This window comes from Bradyrhizobium sp. IAR9, assembly GCF_013408065.1.
Taxonomy (GTDB): domain Bacteria; phylum Pseudomonadota; class Alphaproteobacteria; order Rhizobiales; family Xanthobacteraceae; genus Bradyrhizobium.
In genome coordinates, this window is record NZ_JACBZW010000005.1 from 175,660 (window position 1) to 199,594 (window position 23,935).

The window sequence follows — 23,935 nt, forward strand, 5'->3', positions numbered from 1 at the left end:
GCGGATTATCACATTCCCTGCGGCCGGAGCCAGCGTCTGGCTTGCCTCACGTGCCCGGCCGCGACACCTCCGTCTCCTTGCTGGTGATGAACTCCAGCAGCACCGGGATGCCTTCCTTCGTCTTCTCGATGCCGCGTTTGATCGCGGGGATGATGTCCTCCGGCCTCGTCACCCGCTCGCCATAGCCGCCGAAGGCGCGCGCCATTGCGGCGTAGTCGCCGGAAATGTCGGTCGAGCGATATTTTTCGGTCGAGACCGGCATCACCTTCAATTCGATCGCCATGGAGAAATTGTTGAGCAGGATCGACATGATCGGGATGCGCTCGCGCACCGCGGTCTCGAAATCCATGCCGGTGAAGCCGATCGCCGCATCGCCCCAGACGTTGATGCAGAGCTTGTCGGGCTTTGCCAGTTTCGCCCCCATCGCCAGGCCGAGGCCGTAGCCGAGCTGCGTCGTCTTTCCCCAGCCGAGATAGGTGAGGGGTTTTACCGATTTCCAGAACGGCGAGAGCTGGTCGCGCGGACTGCCGGCATCATGCGTGATGATGGTGTTCTCGATGTCGACGGTGTGCTGGAGATCCCACAGCACGCGATACGGGCTGAGCGGCGCGTCGTTGCTGGTGAGCTTCGGCATCCATTTCGCCAGCCACTCCTTGTGCGAGGCCGCGATCTCGGCCGCGACCGCTGACGCATCGCGATCGGCAGTGACGGTCTTGCCGATCTCCTCCAGCAGCGCGTCGAGCACGAGCCCGGCGTCGCCGACCAGGCCGATCTTCGCCTCTACATCCTTGTTGAGATGGTTGGGATCGAGCGTGGAATGGATGATGGTCTTGCCCTTCGGCATCGCGATGCCGAAGTTCGTTTCCGTGAAGGAGCAGCCGATGCCGAAGATGATGTCGGCCTCGGCGAGGAATTTTGGCACCGCGCGCGGCACCGCAAGTCCGCCGGAGCCGAGCGAGAGCGGATGCGTTTCCGGAAACGAGGATTTGCCGCCTAAGCTGGTGGTGACGGGGATCGCCAGCCGCTCCGCGAGCCGCTGCAACTGCGGCCAGGCCCGCGCGTAATGCACGCCCTGGCCGGCATAGATCACCGCACGCTTGGCGTTGACGAGCAGGGCTGCCGCCTCCTTCACATGCACGGGGTCGGCGCCGTAGCGGGTGCGCAGCACCGGCGTGTAGTCGAGCGGCTCCGGCACCTCCTCGTTCCACATGTCCGAGGGGATTTCGACGATCACGGGACCGCCGCGGCCGTTCTTCAGCTTGGTGAAGGCGCGGCGGAAGATGTTGGCGACCTCGGCGGCCAGAATGATCGGCTCCGACGATTTCGCGAACGGCTTCATCGCCTCGCTGGAATTGAAGTTCGGCTCGACATGCGCAAGCCTGCGCTGATAACCCATCGGCAGCACCAGCACGGGCACGGATTCGCCAAAGCACTGTGCGACGCCGCCCATCGCATTCTCCGCACCGGGCCCATGCTGCATGCAGAACGCGCCGATGCTGTGCCCCGAGGTCACGCGCGAGATCGCATCCGCCATGTGGATGCCGACGCGCTCCTGCCGCACCATCACCGGACGGATCTCGGCCTTGGCCGCATGCTCGATCAGATGGTTGACCGGATAGCCGCAGAGGATCTCGATTCCCTCGCGCCTCATGATTTCCGCAATGGCGGTGCCGAGCTTCATGGCGTCTCTCTCCCTTGAGGCTTGACCGGTTGATCCGGCGATTACGGGGAGAGGATCAGGAAATTCAGGAGGCGTAAAGCGCGGTGGATCACACCGGCGGGGAGGTCAGCCATGCAGAACGCGCGCGCAGGACGGGGCGCCATCGTGACGTTGAGATTCGCCGCGCCGTCTCACCATTGATCAGAATGTCGCGACGAGACGTACTCATGCGCTGCGCTGCTGTCGCAATAGGGAACTCACCGCATCCGGCTTGCTTCCGAATTGGCATCTGTAATCGTTGCCGTGCGAATTTGAAACCGCGCACCGATGCAAAGGGGATTCGGTTTGACAGTCACGGATGCTCGAAGCACGCTGGCGTCGACATTGCGAAGGGGCATATCGACATGATCGAGCTCAGGGTGAACGGGATCAACCGCAGCGTCGACGTTGTTCCCGAGATAGCCGGGCAGCCCTGTCCGAACTGATGCGTTCCCCGCGTCGCACCAGCGCGACCCCACACGGCGTCATCGAAAGGAAGAAAACGTGACCCAGCATGTCCTCTTCATCGTCACCAACGCAGCCGTGATCGGTCCGCATAGCCGCAAGACCGGATTCTTTTTCGCCGAAATCGCCCATCCTTTCGAAGTGCTTGACAAGGCCGGGGTCGCGGTCGAGTTCGCATCCCCGGCCGGGGGATGGACGCCCTACGATGCGTATGACGAGAAAGATCCCGCCCAGAGAGATTTTCTCGCGAGCAAGGCCTTTCGTCGCCTGAATCACAGTCGCAGACTGTCCGAGGTGGACGCTGCCGACTACGACGCCATCCTGGTGCCCGGCGGTCTTGGGCCCATGGTGGACATCCAGCGCAATGCAACGGTCCAGAGTGCCGTCGTGCGCGCCTGGACCACCGGCAAGCTCGTCGCCGCTGTTTGTCACGGGCCGTGCGCGCTGCTCGGCGTCAACCTCGGTGATGGCATCCCGTTCGTGCGCGGCAAGAAGCTCACGTCCTTCTCGAGGAAGGAAGAATACGACTACGCCCGCGATGATGTGCCTTACGAGCTCGAGGACGCGTTGAGGGCCGAGGGCGCCGAGTACTCGTCGGCCGCCAATTGGCAACCTCACGTCGTCGTCGATGGCCGGCTCATCACGGGGCAGAACCCCGCTTCGGCCGGACCGTTGGGAAAAGAGTTGCTGTCCGCCCTTAAGGATCGGTGACGTCCTATCTGCAGCCCTGGCAGATCATCAGCTTTCGCTTTAACGCCCCATCTTCCTGATCGGGGCCATCCGCATCCGCATGGGACCCGGTGTTCTTTGCGGCGCGTGACCTCATTGGCGGCGTCGCCTGGTGCGGGGCGTCATTGTCATCGACGGTGCCGATGCTGAAGCCGTCGTAGTCGACGGCCGGATTCGGTATCGCTTGAGGCCGGCCTATCGTGGGTGTCGAAGTCTCTCTGCCGGACGCCGCCGGCGGAGCCCTGTTTGTCGTCACGCGTGCCGGCTTGGTGGCACCCGGACGCGGCGACGCATCGGGCGCAGCAAGCGAAACCGGCGGGGCGACCGAAGTCTGGCTTCTCGCGTTCTGGTGCGGCCATGCGACGACAAACATGAGGCCGAGAGCCAGGAGCGTCACGCGTCTCATCCGCATCCTTTCGGCAGCTCAGGTTCAACGATCGATGGCATGGCCCGCCGAACCACGACGCGGACAGAGTATCAGGACCAGCCTTGCCGTCAAAGCGTCATGGCCCGGACAGCGCGCTGCGCCATCCGGGCGGTATTCGGCTGCATGGCCCGACAGGCAAGACCTGCCGGCGCCGGGCGAAGCGCGCCTCGTCGGCTCAGATCAGCGTGCCCGCATGGAAGCTTGCTTGGGCGAGCAGCGATTGAATCACGACATTGTCGCCGGGACCGCCATCCAGCACGTCGAGGCCGCCGCCGCCGATCAGCACATCGTCGCCGACCCCGCCGAGCAGCGTGTCGTTGCCGGCGCTGCCGATGAGCACGTCGTCGCCGCCACCGCCGTCGAAGACCAGATGCGGCCCGCCGGGGCCGACGCCCGACGCCTCGATCACGTCGTCGCCGCTGAGGCCGTTGATGGTGATGGTGTCGTTGAAGTCGAAATTCTCGATCACCATTTGGCTTGCCAGGCCGTCGATCACCAGCGCGCCGTTGCTGTTGAGCGACAGCGTGATGACGTCGTCGCCGGTGGTGCCGTTGATCACGATGTTGTCGGCCGCGCCGTCGCCGCCGGGAGTGCCGGGGACGCCGCCAAGGTCGATCTTCACCTGCGTCACGTCGGTGCCGCTCATGTCGCCGACAATGATCTTGTCGGCGCCGCCGCGGGCATTGAACGCGATCGTCTCGACGCCGCCCGTGTCCATCGTGATTGAGGCGACGTCGCGCGTCAGCTCGGCGCGGGAGCCGCTCGCGAAGATGTTGATGGTTTCCGCGATGTTGGCGCCGTTGAACAGCAGGGTGTCGCTGCCGGCCTGGCCCTCGATCGTGTCGTTGTCGTCGCCCGGATTCCAGACGAAGGTGTCATTGCCCGCGCCCATCAGCGCGACATCGTTGCCGTCGCCGCCGTTGATCAGGTCGTCGCCCTGGCTGCCAATGATGGTGTCGTTACCGATGCCGCCGTTGATCGTCAGCTGCAGCACGCCGGCGGCGAGCCCGCCGGCGTCGATGGTGTCGTCGCCGGCAAGGCCATTGAGCGTCAGCTGATCGGTTGCGTCCATTGCGGTCAGGTGGCTGGCCGCGTGCAGGCCGAACACCGTGACGCCGGCGGCATTGCCGCTGACGCCGAACGTATCGGCCCCCTGGGTCGCATCGACCGCGACGGTATCGACGGCGCCGTCGGGCGTTCCGGCCGAACCGCCGAGGTCGATGTTCACCCGCGTCACGTCGGTGCCGATCAGATCACCGACCGTGACATGATCGCTCCCGCCCAGCGCGTGGATATCAACCTGCTCGACCCCGTGCAGGTCCATCGTGATGTTTGCGACATCGCGCGTCAGCAGCGCGCGATCGCCGTTGGCGGCAATGGCGATGTTCTCGGCAATGTTGGCGCCGAAGAACCGCAGCGCGTCGACGCCGGTGCCGCCCTCGACGGTGTCGCTGCCGTCGCCCGGATTCCACTGGACGATATCGTTGCCGGCGCCCAGCAGGGCGACGTCGTTACCCTGGTTGCCGTCGATGAAATCATTGCCGTCGCCGCCGATCAGCGTGTCGTTGCCGGCGCTGCCGAGGATCGTATCGTTGCCGGCGCCGCCATCGATCGTCAGGTGCACGATCCCTGCGACCAATGCCGCCGCCGAGATCGTGTCGTTGCCGCCGAGGCCTTGGATGAGAAGCGCATCGTTCGCGCCTTCCGCACTGGTGATGGCGACATCGGCCGGCAATCCCGTGATCGCAACCGAATTGCCGGAGCCGGACACCTCGATGGTATCGGCGCTGCGGGCGCCTTCGAGCGTCACGGTATCGGCCGCCCCGTCTCCGGTGCCGCCTGATCCGAGATCGATATTGACCTGCCTGACGTCGGTTCTCGTCAGGTCGCTGACGACGATGTTGTCGCTGCCGCCCTGCGCGTTGATGGTGACGGTTTCGATGCCGTCGAGGTCCATCGTGATGTTGCCGACATTGCGGGTCAGCAGCGTGCGTCCGTCATGGGCAGCGGACAGGGTGATCTCCTCACCGATGTTCGAGCCGTTGAACAACAGGGTGTCGGTGCCTGCCTGTCCTTCGACCTTGTCGCTGCCGTCGCCGGGATCCCACTGGAAGGTATCGTTGCCGGCGCCGAGCAGGGCGGTGTCGTTGCCTTGATTGCCGTCGATGAAGTCGTTGCCATCGCCGCCCAGCAGGCGGTCCGCGCCGTTGCCGCCGAGGATCGTGTCGTTGCCGGCCCCGCCGTCGATCGTCAGATTGATCAGTGCGGCGAGATTGCCAGTTGCGGTGACGACGTCGTCGCCGCCGCCGGCCTTGAGCACGAGGTTCTCGGTGGTGCCGATGTCCAGCGAGAACGGGGCCACATCGACCCGGTCGAAGCGCACGCGTGTGCCGTTGGCCGTGATGGCGAAGGTCTCGCCGCCGTTGCCGCCGTTCACCTCGGCGGTGTCGGTGCCTTCGCCGCCTTCCATCAGGTCGCTGTCGTCGCCGGGGTTCCAGATCATGCGGTCGTTGCCCGCTTCGCCGAACATCTGGTCGTTACCGTCGCCGCCGATCAGCACGTCATTGCCGGAGCCGCCGAACAGCAAATCGTTGCCGCCCTTGCCGAACAGCGTGTCGTGACCGGACTGGCCGAACAGCATGTCGCCAGCGGATCCGCCGGTCAGCGTATCGTTGCCCGCGCCGCCGAACAGGTTCGCCGCAGGCATCGCGTCGTTGCTCTCGTCTATCGTGATGATGTCGTTGCCGTCGAGGCCGAAGGCCTGGATCAATTTGGTGTTGGCGACCGTCGCGGGGCCACCCTTGATTGCGACCGTGCCATGGTTGACAACGATCGTCCCGGCTGCGTTGCGGCCCAACAAGACCGTGTTGTTGTGGCCGTTGCCAACGACGCTGAGGATTCCGGCAGAAAAATTTGCTGTGACAGCCATGTGCACTCGCTTTGCGTGATCGAAATGGGCCGTGCGGCGGTATTGCCGAGGCGAACGGCAGACGATCTCATCTGTAGGCCGGGATGCCGGTTCCGGCTTGACGAAGCTCTTCCGAGGGCCTCCTGTTTTTCTTGAGAACAGCTTGATTTTCGGAAGGAGCGCGGGTTTCGGGGCGCTCGACCACCCCAACCACCATTCGTTGTGTTGCCCGACGGGCAAAACACACCAGCGGTGGGTCCACCCCCTCGCGTCAAAATATTCGTATTTACAGAAATTCCGTTTTCCCGTACAAGCCGAAACATTCCGCCCGCCACAAGGGGCGTTTCGCGATCGTCACGGGACGCGGGCCGGGATGCGGTGGCCGCGACGGCGTCGGCGCGTCATGTTGGTTGCAGGGCGGGGAAACCCGTGAGCGGCGACAGGCGCGATACGACACGGCGCTGACAGCGTCTCTGTCCAGTCTCGATGGCGAGCGCACGCCAGCCGTGGAGAACCCAGCGAAGATGTGCGCGGACGGAGAAGTCGTGTGGTCCTGACGCCCGGGGTCTGTGCGTCAAGTCCTGCGGAGATGTCGCGCCAACCGGCGCGCATCGATCATTCCCGCAAGGCGACGGGGGCAATAGTGCATCGCTCCCCGGGGAGAGCACGAAGGACACCGTGAAAACCATCCGCGCAGGGAAGGCCGGGATGTCCCGGCGTCACCTGTCGTCCACCCCGTGCGCGCTTCTTTAGCACACGCGGGACTTCGGGTGCCAGCCGGCGCCCGGCCTTCCCTGCGCCCTTGCTTTTGACGGGGGCGGAAGAAGACAGCAAAGCTCGGGCGAAACCAGCCGCGAGGATGAGCAGCCATGTCTATCGTCTATCGCAAAAAAATCGGTCTCGTGCCCCGGACGCAGCGCAACGCGCCGCGTCTTTGCGGCGTGGTGCGCTGCAGAGCCGGGGCCCATGCACCAGCGGAACGTGTAGCTTCTGGGTCCCGGCTCTGCGCGGCAGCGTAAGAACGCTGCAGCGCGTCCGGGACACGAGACAGACGCACTATGGCCGCACGCTCGCTTCCGCACTCCGCAACGACGAGTCTGCGACGCTTTGCGGTCAAACGTCATTCAGCCTCCCGCTACGCCTTCTCCTCCAGCGCGCGGCGCAGCCTTCGGATGATGACGCCGCGGGCGCGGTCGTCGGCGGCTGCCCCAACCCTGTCGTTGATGTCGAGCATGAGCTCCGACATCTCGTTGTGCCAGTCGAGACGGGTCACGGCCTCCGGTGCGAGCCGCCGGCGGTGATCGACGTCGAGCACGCGCGGTTCGGCAGCGGCGAGCTCGTAGATATCGTCGAGCATCGGCTGGTAGACCCTGGCCGCCGGAACGATGCGCTCGGCGACGCGTTCGGCGAGGCCCGCGATCGCGCCTTCCTCGCCATGGACCAGGAACAGCCCGCGGGCGATGGGCCGGCGCGCCGCGATCCAGCTGGCGATGCCGGCGCCGTCGGCATGGCCCGAATATTCGTCGATCATGCGGATGCGGGCCGCGACCTTGATCTCCTCGCCCTGGATCCGCACGGCCTTGGCTCCGTTCTGGAGAAAGCGGCCGAGCGTGCCGTTGGCCTGGAAGCCGGCGAGCAGCACGGTCGCGCGCTCGTTCCACAGCCAGCGCTTCAGATGATGGCGAATGCGGCCGGCGTCGCACATGCCGCTCGCGGCGATGATGATATGGAATCCGGACAGGCGCATGATCGCCTTGCTCTCGTCCGCGGTCTCGGTGAATTTGAGATGCGGCGAGTTGAGCAGGCGCGCAGCGTCGACGGATGGGTCGAGGCTCTCGGCATGGCGGCGGAACACTTCGGTGGCGCGGATCGCAAGCGGAGAGTCGAGGAAGATCGGTGCGGTCGGAATCTCGCCGTGCTCCATCAGGTCGACGAGGTCGACGATCAGCTCCTGGGTGCGCTCGACCGCGAAGGCAGGCATCAACAGCGCGCCGCCGGCCGTCGCGGCATCGCGCACCTCGGCCGCGAGGTGCTTGCGGCGGAGATCAGGTGTGGTGGGCTCGCGCAGCCGGTCGCCGTAGGTTGCTTCCGAAATGACGTAGTCGAAATCGGCCGGCGCTTCGGGATCGGGCTGCAGCAGCTTGGCCTCCGGCCCGACATCGCCGGACAGCAGCACGCGCAGCGGACGTGGCGCGCCCCGTTCGGCGATTTCGAGCTCGATCGAGGCCGAGCCGAGCAGATGGCCGGCGTTCCAGTAGCGCGCACGGACGCCAGGGATCACGTCGGTCCAGCGTTCATAGTCGACGGCGCGAAACGATTGCAGCGATGCGATGGCGTCGGCCTGCGTGTAGATCGGCTGAACCTCCTTGCGCCCGCGCGAGGCATTGCGACGGTTGAGCTGCGTGACTTCCGATTCCTGGATGCTGCCGGCGTCTGGCAACATGTAGGAGCAGAGGTCGATCGTGCCGCGCGTTGCCAGGATCGGTCCGTCGAATCCTGCGCGCACGAGCTTCGGCAACAGGCCGCTATGGTCGATATGGGCGTGCGTGAGCAGCACGGCATCGATATCGGCGGGGCGGAACGGAAAGGCGCCGTAGTTGAGCTCCTTCAGCGTCTTCTGGCCCTGGAACAGGCCGCAATCGACCAGGAAGCGGCCGGTCGCGGTCTGGAACAGATAGCTCGAACCGGTCACGGTGCGGGCGGCGCCGCAAAATCGAACGGTGATGCTCATGGCGTCGTCTCCGGAAGATGTATCGCGGTCAGCTCGGACCGCAAGGCGGCCGCGAGACTCTCGTCGAGCGCAATCGCGTTGGTCGGATGCGGCACGCTGTCGGTCGAGCGGATCGAGCGGATGCCGGCTTCGGTGAATGCACCGATCATCGCAGGCGGAAACAGCGCGTGCGTGATGACCGCATCGACGGAGGTGGCGCCCATCGCCGTCAGAGCCTTCGCCGCGGCCATCAGCGTGGTCCCGGACGAGACGATGTCGTCCACCAGGAGCGCCGGCCGTTCCGAGAGCAGGCCGGGATCGGCAAAGCTGATGGCCACGGAACGATCGCCGTGCCGCGTCTTTTGCGCCACCGTGTGCTGCAGTCGCAGCCGGCTCGCGATGTCGCTCACCCAGGGCTCGGACTCCATGTCGGGCCCGATCACGATAGTCGCGGGGTCGATGCCGCTTGTGGCCAGCGCGTTCGCGATCGCTGGCATGGCGGATAGGTTCTCCGCTTCGATGCCTGGAAAGACGGACCTGATGTCGGGGGTGCGGTGCAGGTGCGCATCCACGGTGACGATGCGATCCACGGTCGTTGCAAGCAGACTGCCCATGGCACGCTGGCTGATGGCCTCGCCCGCATGAAATGCAGCATCCTGCCGCATGTAGCAGAGATAGGGCGCGACCAGGACCAGCCGCTTCGCACCGTTGCGTCGCAGCGCCTCCGCGGCGAAGAGCAGGGCGATCAGCTTGTCGTTGGGTTGGTCTAGCGGGGCATGGAGGATTGTGGTGTCGGTCGCCGGCGCGACGGCAACGCGCAGCTCGCCGTCCGGAAAACGATGCACGGCGATCTCGCCGCAGGAAAGCCCAAGCCGCGCCGCGAGGTGCTTCGCCGCATCGCTGCCGCCGGGCAGTGTCTGGAGCGCGATCGTGCTCACGACGCTGACTTGCCTTGCGGGGTCTCATGACCATTGACGACGAACCCGGTCTCCTCAGTGGCGGCATCGGCGGCCAGATCGTGCTCAGGGCCGTCGAACGTGTAGACGCGATAGAGTGGCTCGCCCTGCTCGACGCGATCGCCGATCTTCTTGAACAGGCGGATGCCGGCGCCCTTGTCGAGCGGCGCGCCGGCGGTGCGGGCGAGGCGGTTCAGACGCAGGCAGTCGATCGCGGACACGGTGCCGTCATGCGCCGCCTTGACGTCGAAGCTGAGCGATCCGAGCTCGCTGCTGCATGTCGACGGACCCTGGGCGTCGATGATCTTCTGCATCTGCTTCAGCGCCGCGCCGCTGTCGAGCAGTTCGCGCGCCCTCGCATAGCCGGCGCCGCCGCGCAGCTTCGGATCGTATTCCAGCAGATGGGCGGCGAGCCGGAGCGATTTCTCGCGCAGGTCGCGCGGCGCGTCCTTGTCGTTGCCGAGCGCGGCCATGACGTCATTGGCCTCGAGCACCGGCCCGATGCCGTTGCCGATCGGCTGGCTCCCGTCGGTCGTGATCACCTCGACCGTGCGGCCGAAACGGTCGCCGACGAATTCGAACAGCTTGCGCAGCCTCATCGCCTCGACGCCATTGGTGACCTTCGCGGTCGGGCCGACCGGAATGTCGATCAACAGATGCGTCGAGCCTGCCGCGATCTTCTTGGACATGATGGAGGCGACCATCTGCTCGCGGGTATCGAGGCACAGCGGACGCTCGACCGAGATCAGGACGTCGTCGGCCGGCGACAGGTTCACGTGCCCGCCCCAGATCAGGCAGCCGTTGCAGGCCGAGACGATCGCCTTCATCTCCTCGACGCCGACATTCACCCGCGCCAGGACCTCCATGGTGTCGGCGGTGCCGGCAGGCGAAGTGATGGCGCGCGACGAAGTCTTCGGGATCGGCAGGCCATGGGCGGCGACGATCGGCACCACGACCATCGAGGTGCGATTGCCGGGAATGCCGCCGATGCAATGCTTGTCGACGACGACAGGCGTCGGCCACACCAACTGCGTGCCGGCCTGCGCCATCTCCCCGGTGAGGGCGAGCAGCTCGTCGCTGGTGATGAAGCTCGCCGAACCGATCAGGAAGGCGGCGATCTCCATGTCCGAGTAGCGATAATGCGCGAGGTCGTTGATGATCGCGCCGATTTCGGCCTGGCTCAGGGTTCGCCCGCGGATCTTCGCGCGCACCGCTTCCAGGCTCTCCGGCGGCGCGGCGGGCCTGACCGTGACCAGCGTGCCGGCGCCTTGCGCGAAGCGCCGCAACGCGGGTTCAGAGAGTCCGATCTCGTCCGGGGCCACCAGCGTATCGTCGTCCGTGATCAGCAACGTCGCGAGCAAGACCTTGCTGCCCTGACGCAGCTCGACGCGGCTGAAGCCGCGGAAGATCTCGGCGCGCAGCGCCTTCGACTGCCTGGAGACGACGACCACGTTCTCGCGGCCGGTATCGAGCCGGACGCGGCGGATCTTCAGTTGGGAGTGCGGAAGGTCTGGATGCATGAACAGGCCGGCAGGGAGGAAACACGGCCTCCATGCTTAGACATCGCCGTTCTGATGCTGTTGACCCAGATCATGGCCCGCGCGAGGGACATGGGTGGGCTGTTGCGGGCCGTCACGCAGGCGCGCTGCTGCAGGCGCGTCGGTCTGGAAATGACAGGGGAAGCCGAATGCCGTGGCGATATCGCCGATGTTGGCCGGCCAAATCGTGGATCGGGCTACTTTATCCCCGTGCTGATCGCGACAAACTTGTTGTTGAGGAGGGCGCCGCCCATGGTGTTCACGGCCGTTATGATCGCGAGCGCGATGCCTGCGGCAATGAGGCCGTACTCGATCGCGGTTGCACCATTCTCATCGGCAAGGAAGGACCTAAGCAAACGCATTGCCAACTCCCGTTCATCCGATCCAACGTATGGTCGCGTCGTTATCGGACTTGCAAAAGGATCGAATAAGTATTTATGCGCGCCAAAAGAATTAAGCCCCGGCGAACGCGTTCCTGCTCATACGACGGCATTCATTAAATTAAGGTTCTATCGATCCGTCCAAATGGATTCATACCGGCAGGGCTCCGCCGGGCTGCGCGGGCGCAGCGCCCGTCAGGGCGCGATCGTGCGGCCGCTTAACCGATTGTTGAGCCTGTTCGTCAACGGGCCGGCAAGGACACCATGGCGCTCATCCGCGCCGGTCGTCCGCATTCAACGCCCGCAACATGGCGATGCGGGCGAACATCACCCAGCCGCCGCCCGTCTCGGCCGCATTGATCAAGGTCTCGATGGCGGTCTGCCAGCGCGGCTCGTGCTGGACGTCCTCGGGCAGCCGCATGATGTAGTCGGCCGCTTCCTGAAGCGTCAGCAGCTGGCGCTTGTTGCTCACGCGAACGGGATCGTCGAACGCCGTCGACCAGGGCATGTCAGGCCGCCTGATCGGCGAGGGGTGGCATCACGGCGCAATCGCGGGGGGGGGATGCGGCTAGCTGGCCTTCTTCGCCCGAGCAGGCGCGCGCACCGGCTTGTCGGCCTTCTTGGAAGTTTCCCTGGTCACCGTCTTCGCAGCAGCGTCCTTGCCGCCCTTGCCGGCGATCGGCAGCAGCATCTCGCGCTGGCCCGCGACGCGCTTCTTGGGCTTCTTGGCTTTGGCTGCTTCCTTGGCGACCTTCGCCGCAGGCGCGGCGTCCTTCTCGTTCGCGATGCTCTTCTTCAGCGCGTCCATCAGGTTGATGATGTTGCCGCCGCTCTTCGGCGCGGCCTTGACGGTGATCGGGGCGCCGCTGCGCTTCTTGTTGATGAGATCGATCAGCGCGGTCTCGTAATGGTCCTCGAACAGCTCAGGCTCGAACGCGCCGGATTTCTTCTCGACGATGTGCTTGGCGAGGTCGAGCATGTCCCTGGTCAGCTTCACGTCCTGGATGTCGTCGAAATATTCGGTCTCGCTGCGGACCTCGTAGGGATAGCGCAGCAGCGTGCCCATCAGCCCGCTCTCGAGCGGCTCGAGTGCGATGATGTGCTCGCGGTTGGTCAGCACCACGCGGCCGATCGCGACCTTGTCCATGCTTCGGATGGTCTCGCGGATCACCGCATAGGCGTCATGGCCGACCTTGCCGTCGGGCACGAGATAATAGGGGCGGATCAGATAGCGGTTGTCGATGTCGGCCTTCGGCACGAACTCGTCGATATCGATCGTGTGGGTCGAATCGAGCGCGATGTCGTCGAGCTCGTCCTTGGTGACCTCGATATAGGTGTCGGTGTCGACCTTGTAGCCCTTGACGATGTCCTCGGAGGTCACCTCGTCGCCGGTCTCGGCGTCGACCTTGAGGTACTTGATGCGGTGGCCGGTCTTGCGGTTGATCTGGTTGAAGGAGACCTTCTCAGTATCCGAAGTGGCCGGATAGAGCGCGACCGGACAGGTCACGAGCGACAAACGCAGAAAACCCTTCCAATTGGCGCGGGGGGCCATGGGCTACTCCAAACGCAACAAGGACAGACTTACGAGGATACCATCGGGCAACAGCGAATCATAGCAAGGTCGGGCGTTGATCTTGCAACTGCGTTAACCGGCCGTAGGGCGTTGGGTTGCTGTCCCGATCGGGTGGCAAAAGCCGGAACATCACATCGGATCGGGCGTTGGCTCCGCATACACGGCTGCGAGGAGGTCGCGGTCATCGGAGGCGACACGCAGAGATTGAGGGCATCATGGCAACCACGCGAGAGCAGCGTCAGATCGTCGAAACACCAACCGAGGCGCGTCAGGGCGAACCTGGGCCGTCAGTTGCCGCATTGCTCGCCATCTCGACCGGGCTTGCGATCCTGATCCTCGCCGTCATCTGGTTCGTGTTCTTCCGGACCTGACGGCCGAATTCACGGGAAGGGCGGACCTTCCGACCTGCCGCGGCACACTGCGCCCGCCATGTTGCCGGCTCGTCCGGTCGCATGGCGGGCGCAGTCGCATCGGCTGCTGACCTATCGTATATGACCAAAAAGTAACGCGCCCGGTTCCCCGCGTTCATATTCAGTTCACGCCGGAATTGCTCATCTGGTGTGGTGTTGATGCGGCCTATGTCTGGAGAGAAGCGTGCGCCTGCTCGTTGTTGAGGACGACCCCGATCTCAATCGCCAGCTCACCAAGGCGTTGACCGACGCCGGCTATGTCGTCGATCGCGCCTTCGACGGAGAGGAGGGGCACTATCTCGGCGACAACGAGCCGTATGATGCCGTCGTGCTCGACATCGGCCTGCCGAAGAAGGACGGCATCTCGGTGCTGGAGGCCTGGCGCCGCAACGGCCGCACCATGCCGGTCCTGATCCTCACCGCACGCGACCGCTGGAGCGACAAGGTGCAGGGCTTCGATGCCGGCGCCGACGACTATGTCGCAAAGCCGTTCCATCTGGAGGAGGTGCTGGCGCGCATCCGCGCGCTGCTGCGCCGCTCGACCGGCCATGCGCAGAGCGAGCTGAGCTGCGGTCCCGTCACGCTAGACACCAGGACCGGCCGCGTCAGCGTGTCAGGCAACCCGGTCAAGATGACCTCGCACGAATATCGGCTTCTGGCCTACCTGATGCACCATTCCGGGCGCGTGGTCTCGCGCACCGAGCTGGTCGAGCACCTCTACGATCAGGATTTCGACCGCGACTCCAATACGATCGAGGTGTTCGTCGGCCGCATCCGCAAGAAGCTCGACGTCGACATCATCCAGACCGTCCGCGGCCTCGGCTATCTCCTGACCCCGCCGGCCGCCTGACGCGTTCCGGGGCTTGACGGGCAGCCCGGCAGGGGCCTTGGTCCGGTCATGAGCTCTGACGCCCCGCCATCCTGCGCCTCCCGGGATCCTTCCGATGGCCGCTAGTTCGCTTGCGACCCGCCTGTTCCTGTCGGCGACCGCCTGGCTCGTGGTGATCCTGGCCATCACCGGCGTGGTGCTGTCGTCGGTCTACAAGAACGCCACCGAGCGCGCCTTCGACCGCCGGCTCAATCTCTATCTCCGCACCCTCATCGCCGAGGTCGCAACTCCCGACGAGCCGCCCGACCGCCAGTTCCAGTCGCTGGGCGAGCCGCTGTTCGAGCTGCCGCTGTCCGGCTGGTACTGGCAGATCACGCGGACCGACACCGAGAAACCGGAGGTGCGCTCCTCGCGCTCGCTCTGGGACAAGAAGCTGCCGAAGCTGGAAGAGCAGGGCGCCGAGCTCACCGCCGCCGGCATCCGGCTGGCCTATGTCGACGGGCCCGAGGGGCAGAATCTGCGCATGGTCGAGCGTCCCGTCGATCTCGGCGCCGACGGCAAGTTTCTGGTCAGCGTCGCCGGCGACGACACCGAGATTTTCGACGAGACGCGCAGCTTCGACTATTATCTCGGCGGCACCTTCACCGCGCTCGGCATCGTGCTGCTGCTGACGACCGTGTTCCAGGTCCGCTTCGGCCTCGCACCGCTCAAGCGCATCTCGGAATCGATCGCCGACATCCGTTCCGGGCGGGCGGAGCGGCTCGAGGGCGAATTCCCGGTCGAGATCGCGCCGCTGGCGCGCGAGACCAACGCGCTGATCGATGCCAATCGGGAGATCGTCGAGCGCGCGCGCACCCATGTCGGCAATCTCGCCCACGCGATCAAGACGCCGCTCTCGGTCATCGTCAACGAGGCCGGCGCCCACATCACCGATCCCTTCGCGGCCAAGGTGATGGAGCAGGCCGATGTGATGCGCGACCAGGTCGCTCATCACCTGGAGCGTGCGCGCATCGCCGCGCGGGTCTCGGTGGTCGCGACCGTGACGGAAGTGGCGCCGGCCATCGAGGCATTGCGGCGGACCATGGAGAAGATCCATCGCGACCGCGGCATCGTGGTCGAAGCCAAGGCCGATCCGTCGGCAAAATTTCGCGGCGAGCGGCAGGATCTGGAGGAGATGGTCGGCAATCTCGTCGACAATGCCTGCAAATGGGCGGCCTTGCGCGTCTTCATCGAGGTCCTCGTGGAGCCGCCGCACCAGGCGGGGGTGGGCCCGCGGCTGCGGATCATCGTCGATGACGACGGCCGCGGCCTGTCGGAAGCCGAGCGTGCGCAGGTCTCCCGGCGCGGCCAGCGGCTCGACGAGTCCAAGCCCGGCTCGGGTCTGGGGCTGTCGATCGTGACCGACCTCGCCGCGCTCTATGGCGGCAGCCTCTCGCTCGGTGGTGCGCCGACCGGCGGCCTGCGCGCCGAACTGGTCCTTCCCGGCATGTAATCCATTGTTCCGACGAGGTTATTCGTCCTCGTCGATGCCCGGCCGCAGCAAACTGGCGGGATTCGGTCCGACGTCCTAAACGGCTTCTTAAGTGGGGGCCTCCTATGATCGCGCCGGACCCATCCCATGTCCGCCATTTTACCGTGCATTACCCGGGCGCATGAGCCAGACATCGATCGAGCGGCTGAGGGAATATCTCGCGCAGCTCCCGCCGCAGGCGCAGGCGCTGCTGATGCGGGAGTTCGAGCGCGCGCTGGAGCGCGGCCAGGACACGGCTGTCGCGACCCTGGTGCTCGAGCAGTTGCGCAAGATCGTCCGCAAGTCCGAAGCCGATGAAGCTCCGCCGCCGCGCACGGACGATCTGTCGCGGCTGCTGTTCCAGGCGTTGGAACCGTTCCTGATCGAGGCTGGCGTCCCGCTGCGAGTCGGCCAGATCCGCCGCACCTCGCTCCAGCCGATCTGGCAATGGCTCGGCCGCGACGGCGCACCGGGCAAGGTGAACGAATTCGAGGCAGCGCTGGCGCGGATGCCCCCCGATAGTGCGGGGCAGGTCGAGGCCCTCGCGCAGAAGCTCCAGGGGGTGGCTGCGGATGCCATTTTCGAGCTGACCGGTCCCGGCGGCGGCGACAAGTCGCGCGCGCTGGCCCGGGTCGGCGCGCCCAACGTGATCGAGGACCTCTATTCGATCGGAGCGGTGCTTCAGGTCCGGGAGGCCATCGCCGGCCTGAACGAGAAGCTGCCGCGCACCTTGCGCGCTTTCGGCGATCCCCAGATCGCCTCGGTGACGTCGGCGCTCAACATTCCGGTGCTGCAGACCCCGCAGATGCTGCCCTTCGCGCTGTCGATCGTGGTGCAGCGGATGACTGCGCCGTGGCAGATCATCCGCCTCGCCATCAAGATTGCCGCGTCCGACGACGAGATCCGCGTCGCGGCGACGCCTTACGGCGTTGCCGTCACGATCGCGCTGCACGACCTGTCCTGTGTTGCCGCCACCCTGCGCATGGACATCAAGCGCGGCCATTTCGACAATGTTGCCGGCAACCTCAAGGCGTTGCACGATGGCGTGCGCGGCCTGCGCACCGAGCTCGACCTGCGCAACGATTCCGCCTGGGGCAAGCAACTGACCTCGATCCGGGCCGACATCTCCAATGCGCTGCAATCCGAGATCGACAGCGTTCCCGGCCGCGTTCGCCGCATCCTGCGCCAGCGCCCCGAGAAAGACATTCCGCCGGGTGCGCGGATCGACAGCACCGAGGTGGAGGAAACGGCGGCGCTGATCGATTTCGTCGCGACCTGCCGCAATTATGCGAGCGAGCTTGCGATCAACGAGGTGACGCTGCGCACCTATTCCGACCTCCAGCAATATGTCGAACGTTCGACCGAGCAGCTGGTGCAGTCGCTGCGCGCCGCCGATCACAAGGTGCGCACCTATCGGCAGCAGCAGGTGCAGGCCGCGATTCGCTTCTGCCAGGTGCTGTTTGGCGATGATTACGCCTCGTTGATGAGCCGGGCCGCGGAGAACGCAGCGACCGGCGAGCGCAAATCGTCGCGCGCGAGCTAACCTAAGCGCATATTTTCGTGATCACAATTTGTGGTTGACGGTGCCAGTGGTGCGCCGTACGGTCCCCGTGCAAGTCCGGGGAACTTCTATTTGTGGGCGCATGAAACCCGTTATCAGCTCCATCGAAATCGAGAACCGCATCATTGTTGCCAAGTATCAGAGACTGATGGTCGGTGCCAAAGTGGTGCTGGTCGAGAAGGCAAGCGGTCGGCAACTCTCCGAGACAATCACGAGGGTTGCATCCCCGGTTCCGGTCGGAGCGCTGCGCATCAGATTGCCGGACGCAGTCAAGCCGGGAACATACTTCCTGAGGGCCTTCAACGGCCACGGTGAGGACGCCGCGCAAAGTACGGACTTCGAGATCGGCTAAGCCGTTGGATTTTCACCGTTTCGAGACCGCGCGCGGTCGCGCCAAATTGACAATTGTCAATTGCCGCATCGTCCGGCCGTGGTGTAAAGCCACCTATGGGCGCGGTTCGTGCGCTGCCGGAAGCTTGCCAGATGACGCTATGGTTCGTGTTCGCGCTGATGACGGTCGCGGCGATTTTCGCCGTGCTCTGGCCGCTTGGCCGCAATGGACGCGCGCAAGACCAGGGCAGCGAGGTCGCGGTTTACAAGGACCAATTGGCCGAGATCGAGCGTGATCTCGCCGCAGACTTGATTCCCGCGGCGGACGCCGAGGCTGCGCGCGTCGAGATCAGCCGCAGGCTGCTCGCTGTGGCCGCCAGCGAGCCAGCCATGGCGCCGAAATCGAATCTCAAATGGCGCCGCGCGGCGGCCGTGCTGGCGCTCGCGGGCCTGCCGCTCGTTGCGATCGGCATTTATATGCCACTCGGCTCGCCCCGGCTTCAGGACTTTCCCCTGGCGCAGCGCGAGCGCGGATCCGGGTCCGGCGTGGCGCAGTCGCTCGAGAATCTCGTCGTGCAGGTCCAGCAGCATCTGGAGAAGAATCCGACCGACGGGCGCGGCTGGAATGTGCTCGCGCCGGTGCTCGAGCGGCTCGGCCGTTTCGACGATGCGGTGCGTGCCTATCGCAACTCGCTCACCTATAATGGCGAGAGCGCGGAGCGCCGGTCCGATCTCGGCGAAGCGATCTCGGCTGCCGCCGGCGGTGTGGTGACCGTCGAGGCCAAGGCGGAGTTCGAGCGTGCGCAGGCCCTGAACGCGGACGATCCCAAGGCGAACTACTTCCTGGGCCTTGCTGCCGAGCAGGATGGTCGCAAGGGCGATGCAGCCACGATCTGGCGCGCGCTGCTCGTGAAAGCGCCCGCGGATGCGCCATGGCGTGCCCTGGTGCAGTCCTCGCTGGCGCGGGTCGGTGGCGGGACGATGCCGGCTCTGTCGGACGAGACGATTGCTGCGTCCAAGGATATGGCCGAAGGCGATCGCAACGCGATGGTGCGCGGCATGGTCGATCGTCTGGCCACCCGGTTGAAGCAGAACGGCGACGACGTCGATGGATGGTTGCGCCTGGTGCGCGCCTATCTCGTGATGGGCGAGCGGGACAAGGCCATGGGGGCATCGGCCGATGCCCGGCAGGCGGTTGCCAGCGACGCCGAGCGGCTGCGCCAGCTCAACGAAGGCCTCAGGACTCTCGGGCTCGGTGGATGACGATGTCGGAACGAGCGAAGCGGAGAACGGATACGCCATGACGCGCAAGCAGCGACGTATGACCATCATCGGCGGCTCGCTCGCCGTGCTCGCGCTCGCGGCCGCGCTGGTGCTCAATGCACTTCGCGACTCCATCGTGTTCTTCTCGACGCCGACCATGGTCGCCGAGAAGCACGTCGAGCCAGGCAAGCGGTTTCGCCTCGGTGGACTGGTGCAGCCCGGCTCGCTCCAGCGCGGCGACAATCTCACGGTGACCTTCGAGGTTGCCGACGGCAATGCCAAGCTGCCGGTGGCCTACAAGGGCATCCTGCCCGACCTGTTCCGCGAGGGGCAGGGCGTCGTCGCTGAAGGCGCGCTCGACGCCCATGGCGTGTTCAAGGCCGATACGGTGCTTGCCAAGCACGACGAGACCTACATGCCCAAGGACGTCGCCGACGCCCTGAAGAAGCAGGGGCACTGGAAGGACGATTACGGCGGCAAGCCGTCTGACAGCGGCAAGACGTCTGACGCGGGCAAGCCCGCGGCGACGACCGCGCAGGGCAATCCGCAGGGAGCAATGCGGTGATCGCAGAATCCGGACATTACGCGCTGGTGCTGGCACTTGGGCTCGCACTGATCCAGTCGATCGTGCCCCTGATCGGCGCGCGCCTGAACGATGCCGCGCTGATGAATGTGGCGCGCTCCACGGCGCTGGCGCAGCTGCTGTTCGTCGGTGCCTCGTTCGTTGCTCTCGTGATGCTGCACGTGAACTCGGACTTCTCCGTCGCGAACGTCTACGAGAACTCCCACTCGATGAAGCCGCTGCTCTACAAGATCACCGGCGTCTGGGGAAACCATGAAGGCTCGATGCTGTTGTGGGTGTCGATCCTCGCGCTGTTCGGCGGGCTGGTCGCAGCGTTCGGCAACAATCTGCCGCTGTCGCTGCGCGCGCACGTGCTCGCCGTGCAGGCGTGGGTCGCCAGCGCCTTCTACCTCTTCATCCTCGTGACATCGAACCCGTTCCTGCGCATCGCCACCCCGCCGGTCGAGGGCCGCGATCTCAATCCGGTGCTCCAGGACATTGGGCTCGCCGTGCATCCGCCGATGCTCTATCTCGGTTATGTCGGCTTTTCGATCTCGTTCTCCTTCGCGATCGCGGCGCTGATGGAGGGCCGGATCGATGCGGCCTGGGCGCGCTGGGTGCGTCCGTGGACGCTGGTCGCCTGGATATTTCTGACGCTTGGCATCGCCATGGGCTCGTACTGGGCCTATTACGAGCTCGGCTGGGGCGGCTGGTGGTTCTGGGATCCGGTCGAGAATGCCTCGTTGATGCCGTGGCTCTCCGGTACCGCGCTGCTGCATTCGGCCCTGGTGATGGAGAAGCGCAACGCGCTGAAGGTCTGGACCATCCTGCTCTCGATCCTGACCTTCTCGCTGTCACTGCTCGGCACCTTCCTGGTGCGCTCAGGCGTCATCACCTCGGTGCACGCCTTCGCCACCGATCCCACCCGTGGCGTGTTCATCCTGCTGATCCTCTGCCTGTTCATCGGCGGCAGCCTGGCCCTGTTCGCGGGCCGCGCCACGTCGTTGAAGCAGGGCGGCCTGTTCGCGCCGATCTCGCGCGAGGGTGCGCTGGTGCTGAACAATTTGCTGCTCACGGTCGCCTGCGCGGTCGTGCTGTTCGGCACGCTCTATCCACTCGCGATGGAAATGCTCGCCGACTTCAAGATGTCGGTCGGTGCGCCCTTCTACAATCTCACCTTCGCGCCGCTGTTTACCCTCTTGCTGCTTGCCGTGCCGTTCGGGCCGATGCTGGCGTGGAAGCGCGGCGATCTGCTCGGCGTGACGCAGCGCCTGTTAGCTGCGGGCGTTGCCGGGCTCGTCGCCGTCGCCATCGCCTGGGGCTGGGCCAGCGGGGGCAGCACGCTGGCGCCGCTCGCGATCGGGCTTGGCATCTTCGTCATCGGCGGCGCGGTCACCGACATCGTCGAACGGACCGGCTTCGTGCGGCTGCCGTTCGCAACGGTGCTGCACCGGGCGCGCGGCATGCCGCGCTCGGCCTGGGGCACGGCGTTCGCGCATGCCGGCCTCGGCGTCGCACTGATCGGGATCGTGTGCGAAACCACCTGGAATAGCGAATATATCGCGACCATGAAGCAGAACGACGTCGCCCACATCGCCGGCTTCGACGTGAAGCTCGACGGATTGCTGCAGCGTCAGGGCCCGAATTACCGCGAGATGATCGCCGAGTTCAACGTCAGCCTCGATGGCAAGCCGCTCAGCGTCATGACGCCCTCCAAGCGCAGCTTCACCACCCGCGGCTCCTCGACCACCGAGGCCGCGCTACTGACGCGCGGCGCGAGCCAGCTCTACATTTCGCTCGGCGAGGCCAATGCCGAGGGCGCCATCGCCGTGCGGATCTATCACAAGCCGCTGGTGCTGCTGATCTGGTGGGGGCCGGTGCTGATGGCGTTCGGTGGCGTGCTGTCGCTGTCCGACCGGCGCCTGCGGGTCGGCGCGCCGAAGCCGGCGCGGGCCAAGCAGCGCCTCCAGCCGGCGGAGTGATCCGATGCGCCGGATGATGGCCGCGTTCGTCCTGCTGATGCTGCTGGCCTTGCCGGCGGCCCACGCCGTGCAGCCCGACGAGATCATGCCGGATCCCGCCAAGGAAGCCCGCGCGCGGGAGCTGTCGCGCGAGCTGCGCTGCATGGTCTGCCAGAACCAGTCGATCGATGATTCCGATGCGCCGCTGGCGCGCGACCTGCGGCTCCTGGTGCGCGAGCGCATCGGCGCCGGCGACAGCAACTCGCAGGTGCTCGACTTCCTGGTCGCGCGCTATGGCGAGTTCGTGCTGCTGAAACCACGCTTCGAACGTCAGACCCTGCTGCTGTGGCTGCTCGGGCCGCTGCTGCTGATCGGCGGCGGCGTGGCGCTTTGGCTGCAAATCCGGCGTCGTGCGCGCAGTGGTGCAGACGTACCTGCTCCGCCGCTGACTGCGGACGAACAGGCGCGGCTCGCCGCGTTGATGTCCGATGATGCGAAGTCGTCCTAGGCTACGTAATGATACTTAAGCCGCTTGGCGCAGCTTGTTTCATGCTCTGTTGACCTTTGTCTGGAAGCTTGTCGCAAGATTCGATTCCAGCCTTTGGGTCCCCCATGTTCGCGAACAGCAATCTGACGATCCGCTTCCTGGTCGGCGCCGTCGTCGCTGCATTATTGTTTCTGCTGGGCATCGGCGGCGGCACCGGCTTCATCGCGGTGCTCTATCTCAACAACGAGATCACCAGCCTGTCGGCGGACTTCGCCACGCTGAGCGGCCCCGCGCGCGACCACGCCATGCAGATCTACCAGCAGGCGCAGACTGCGTTCTCCTATTTCCTGATGGCCTGCGGCGTGATCGCCGTCGTCGCCGTCGCGATCTGCTTCACCACCTGGTTCGCCGTGCGCAACGGCATCCTCAGTCCACTGGCCGCGATCGTGCACGCCATGCGCGAGGTCGCCGACCAGAAATTCCAGACATCGGTTCCGGGGCTTGGCCGCACCAACGAGATCGGCTTGCTCGCCGGTGCGCTGGAGGTCTTCAAGACCAACGGGCTCGAGCGGCGCCATCTCACCGAGCAGCAGCTGCGCGAAGCCCAGCACCAGGCCGAGCGATCGAAATTCCTGGACGACCGGATCAAGCGCTTCAACGATCTCGTCGCCAGCGTCGTCGACAGCGTGGCCTCATCGGCCGTGCATCTGAAGAGCAACGCCGAGACGCTGTCGCGGACCGCCAACGACACCAGCACCAAGGCCAATGCAGTCGCGAGCGCGGCGAGCCAGGCCAGCGCCAGCGTGCAGACGGTCGCAGGTTCTGCCGAGGAGATGACGAACTCGATCGGCACGATCAGCCGCCGCGTCACCGACGCGACCCAGCGCGCCGAGGGCGCAGCGTCCCAGGCGGAGAAGAGCCGCGACACCATCCACACGCTGTCGGATGCCGCCGACAAGATCGGCGAGGTCGTGCAGCTCGTGCAGGCGATCGCATCGCAGACTAATCTGCTGGCGCTGAACGCCACCATCGAGGCGGCGCGGGCAGGGGAGGCCGGCAAGGGGTTTGCGGTGGTCGCCTCCGAGGTGAAGAATCTGGCGCACCAGACCAGCAAGGCGACGGAGGAGATCACCTCTCATGTCGCCAGCATTCAGGGCATCACCGCGGAGACGCGCGGCGCGATCGACGGCATTTCCAAGACGCTGTCGGAGATCTCGTCCATCATGTCCGGCATCGAGGTCGATACCGCCCAGCAGCGCAACGCCACGCAGGAGATCACGCGCAGCGCCCAGAACGCCGCGCACGGAACCCTCGACGTCTCCAACCATATCGTTCAGATCACCTCGACCTCCGCACAGACCGGCCGCATGGCCGCCGAGGCGCGGGATTCCGCGCTCGACCTGTCGCAGCAGGCCGCGACCCTGAAGCGCGAGGTCGACGAGTTCATCGTCAGCGTCAGGGCAAGCTGAGCGCGCCAAAACGCGCTTGCGACGCCATCACGGGAACTCGGTTAAGTTCCTGTGAGGCCACAATTTTCGGTCTGCGCTGAACTGCCGCATCGGACCTGGCCCTTCATTACAAAAGTTTAACCCCGCCGCCAGCGCACGGTAAGGCGGGAGCCCCCATCTTCAGGACCG

Annotated in this window: 19 protein-coding genes; 11 read left to right on the forward strand and 8 right to left on the reverse strand. The window is 65.5% G+C overall.

What is annotated here, in order from left to right:
* Nucleotides 1–46 precede the first annotated feature (46 nt).
* Nucleotides 47–1,723 (reverse strand): thiamine pyrophosphate-requiring protein, encoded by a 1,677-nt coding sequence (locus tag GGD67_RS15630; protein WP_312009982.1) that lies wholly within the window; start codon nt 1,721–1,723, stop codon nt 47–49.
* A gap of 480 nt (nt 1,724–2,203) precedes the next feature.
* Here GGD67_RS15630 and GGD67_RS15635 point away from each other — a divergent pair, with 480 nt between their 5' ends.
* Entirely contained in the window at nt 2,204–2,875 is a 672-nt protein-coding gene (locus GGD67_RS15635; RefSeq protein WP_179734097.1) for a type 1 glutamine amidotransferase domain-containing protein, read from the forward strand.
* Nucleotides 2,876–3,495: 620 nt separating this feature from the next.
* Here the strand turns inward: GGD67_RS15635 and GGD67_RS15640 are convergent.
* The 7 genes from GGD67_RS15640 to GGD67_RS15670 all read right to left on the reverse strand — a co-directional run bounded on the left by GGD67_RS15640 (nt 3,496) and on the right by GGD67_RS15670 (nt 13,364).
* Nucleotides 3,496–6,249, reverse strand: a complete 2,754-nt coding sequence (locus GGD67_RS15640) for a calcium-binding protein (protein ID WP_179734099.1) — start codon at nt 6,247–6,249, stop codon at nt 3,496–3,498.
* A 1,114-nt stretch (nt 6,250–7,363) separates the two neighbouring features.
* The gene (locus GGD67_RS15645) at nt 7,364–8,959 is read right to left on the reverse strand and encodes an MBL fold metallo-hydrolase (RefSeq protein ID WP_179734101.1); all 1,596 of its coding nucleotides are present in this window, start codon (nt 8,957–8,959) and stop codon (nt 7,364–7,366) included.
* Nucleotides 8,956–9,876, reverse strand: a complete 921-nt coding sequence (locus GGD67_RS15650; RefSeq protein ID WP_179734102.1) for a ribose-phosphate pyrophosphokinase — start codon at nt 9,874–9,876, stop codon at nt 8,956–8,958. Before GGD67_RS15650 ends, GGD67_RS15645 begins: the two co-directional genes overlap by 4 nt.
* Nucleotides 9,873–11,414 (reverse strand): thymidine phosphorylase family protein, encoded by a 1,542-nt coding sequence (locus GGD67_RS15655; protein ID WP_179734104.1) that lies wholly within the window; start codon nt 11,412–11,414, stop codon nt 9,873–9,875. Before GGD67_RS15655 ends, GGD67_RS15650 begins: the two co-directional genes overlap by 4 nt.
* A gap of 215 nt (nt 11,415–11,629) precedes the next feature.
* Nucleotides 11,630–11,794, reverse strand: a complete 165-nt coding sequence (locus GGD67_RS15660; RefSeq protein WP_018315817.1) for a Flp family type IVb pilin — start codon at nt 11,792–11,794, stop codon at nt 11,630–11,632.
* 289 nt (nt 11,795–12,083) lie between these two features.
* Nucleotides 12,084–12,320 (reverse strand): hypothetical protein, encoded by a 237-nt coding sequence (locus GGD67_RS15665; RefSeq protein ID WP_018315818.1) that lies wholly within the window; start codon nt 12,318–12,320, stop codon nt 12,084–12,086.
* 60 nt (nt 12,321–12,380) lie between these two features.
* Nucleotides 12,381–13,364: a Ku protein gene (locus tag GGD67_RS15670; RefSeq protein ID WP_179734106.1), complete on the reverse strand. Its 984-nt coding sequence runs from the start codon at nt 13,362–13,364 to the stop codon at nt 12,381–12,383.
* A gap of 236 nt (nt 13,365–13,600) precedes the next feature.
* Between GGD67_RS15670 and GGD67_RS15675 the strand changes: the two genes are divergently transcribed.
* The 10 genes from GGD67_RS15675 to GGD67_RS15720 all read left to right on the forward strand — a co-directional run bounded on the left by GGD67_RS15675 (nt 13,601) and on the right by GGD67_RS15720 (nt 23,767).
* Nucleotides 13,601–13,756, forward strand: coding sequence for a hypothetical protein (locus tag GGD67_RS15675; protein WP_018315820.1), 156 nt, complete (start codon nt 13,601–13,603; stop codon nt 13,754–13,756).
* Nucleotides 13,757–13,979: 223 nt separating this feature from the next.
* Nucleotides 13,980–14,645: a response regulator transcription factor gene (locus GGD67_RS15680; RefSeq protein WP_018315821.1), complete on the forward strand. Its 666-nt coding sequence runs from the start codon at nt 13,980–13,982 to the stop codon at nt 14,643–14,645.
* A gap of 94 nt (nt 14,646–14,739) precedes the next feature.
* Nucleotides 14,740–16,116, forward strand: a complete 1,377-nt coding sequence (locus tag GGD67_RS15685) for a sensor histidine kinase (protein WP_018315822.1) — start codon at nt 14,740–14,742, stop codon at nt 16,114–16,116.
* 160 nt (nt 16,117–16,276) lie between these two features.
* Nucleotides 16,277–17,677 carry a hypothetical protein gene (locus GGD67_RS15690; RefSeq protein ID WP_179734108.1) on the forward strand — a complete coding sequence of 467 codons (1,401 nt, stop codon included), beginning with the start codon at nt 16,277–16,279 and terminating at the stop codon, nt 17,675–17,677.
* Between the two features lie 100 nt (nt 17,678–17,777).
* Nucleotides 17,778–18,047: a hypothetical protein gene (locus GGD67_RS15695; RefSeq protein ID WP_028143006.1), complete on the forward strand. Its 270-nt coding sequence runs from the start codon at nt 17,778–17,780 to the stop codon at nt 18,045–18,047.
* A 131-nt stretch (nt 18,048–18,178) separates the two neighbouring features.
* On the forward strand, nt 18,179–19,288 hold the full coding sequence (gene ccmI / locus GGD67_RS15700) for a c-type cytochrome biogenesis protein CcmI (protein WP_179734109.1): 1,110 nt from the start codon (nt 18,179–18,181) through the stop codon (nt 19,286–19,288).
* 37 nt (nt 19,289–19,325) lie between these two features.
* Nucleotides 19,326–19,853, forward strand: a complete 528-nt coding sequence (gene ccmE / locus GGD67_RS15705) for a cytochrome c maturation protein CcmE (RefSeq protein WP_179734444.1) — start codon at nt 19,326–19,328, stop codon at nt 19,851–19,853.
* Nucleotides 19,850–21,832: a heme lyase CcmF/NrfE family subunit gene (locus GGD67_RS15710; protein WP_179734111.1), complete on the forward strand. Its 1,983-nt coding sequence runs from the start codon at nt 19,850–19,852 to the stop codon at nt 21,830–21,832. The genes ccmE and GGD67_RS15710 overlap by 4 nt, the downstream gene beginning before the upstream one ends.
* A gap of 4 nt (nt 21,833–21,836) precedes the next feature.
* The gene (locus tag GGD67_RS15715) at nt 21,837–22,319 is read left to right on the forward strand and encodes a cytochrome c-type biogenesis protein (protein WP_018315828.1); all 483 of its coding nucleotides are present in this window, start codon (nt 21,837–21,839) and stop codon (nt 22,317–22,319) included.
* A gap of 104 nt (nt 22,320–22,423) precedes the next feature.
* A complete protein-coding gene (locus GGD67_RS15720; RefSeq protein ID WP_179734113.1) occupies nt 22,424–23,767 on the forward strand; it encodes a methyl-accepting chemotaxis protein in 1,344 nt (447 codons plus the stop codon).
* Nucleotides 23,768–23,935: the final 168 nt, after the last annotated feature.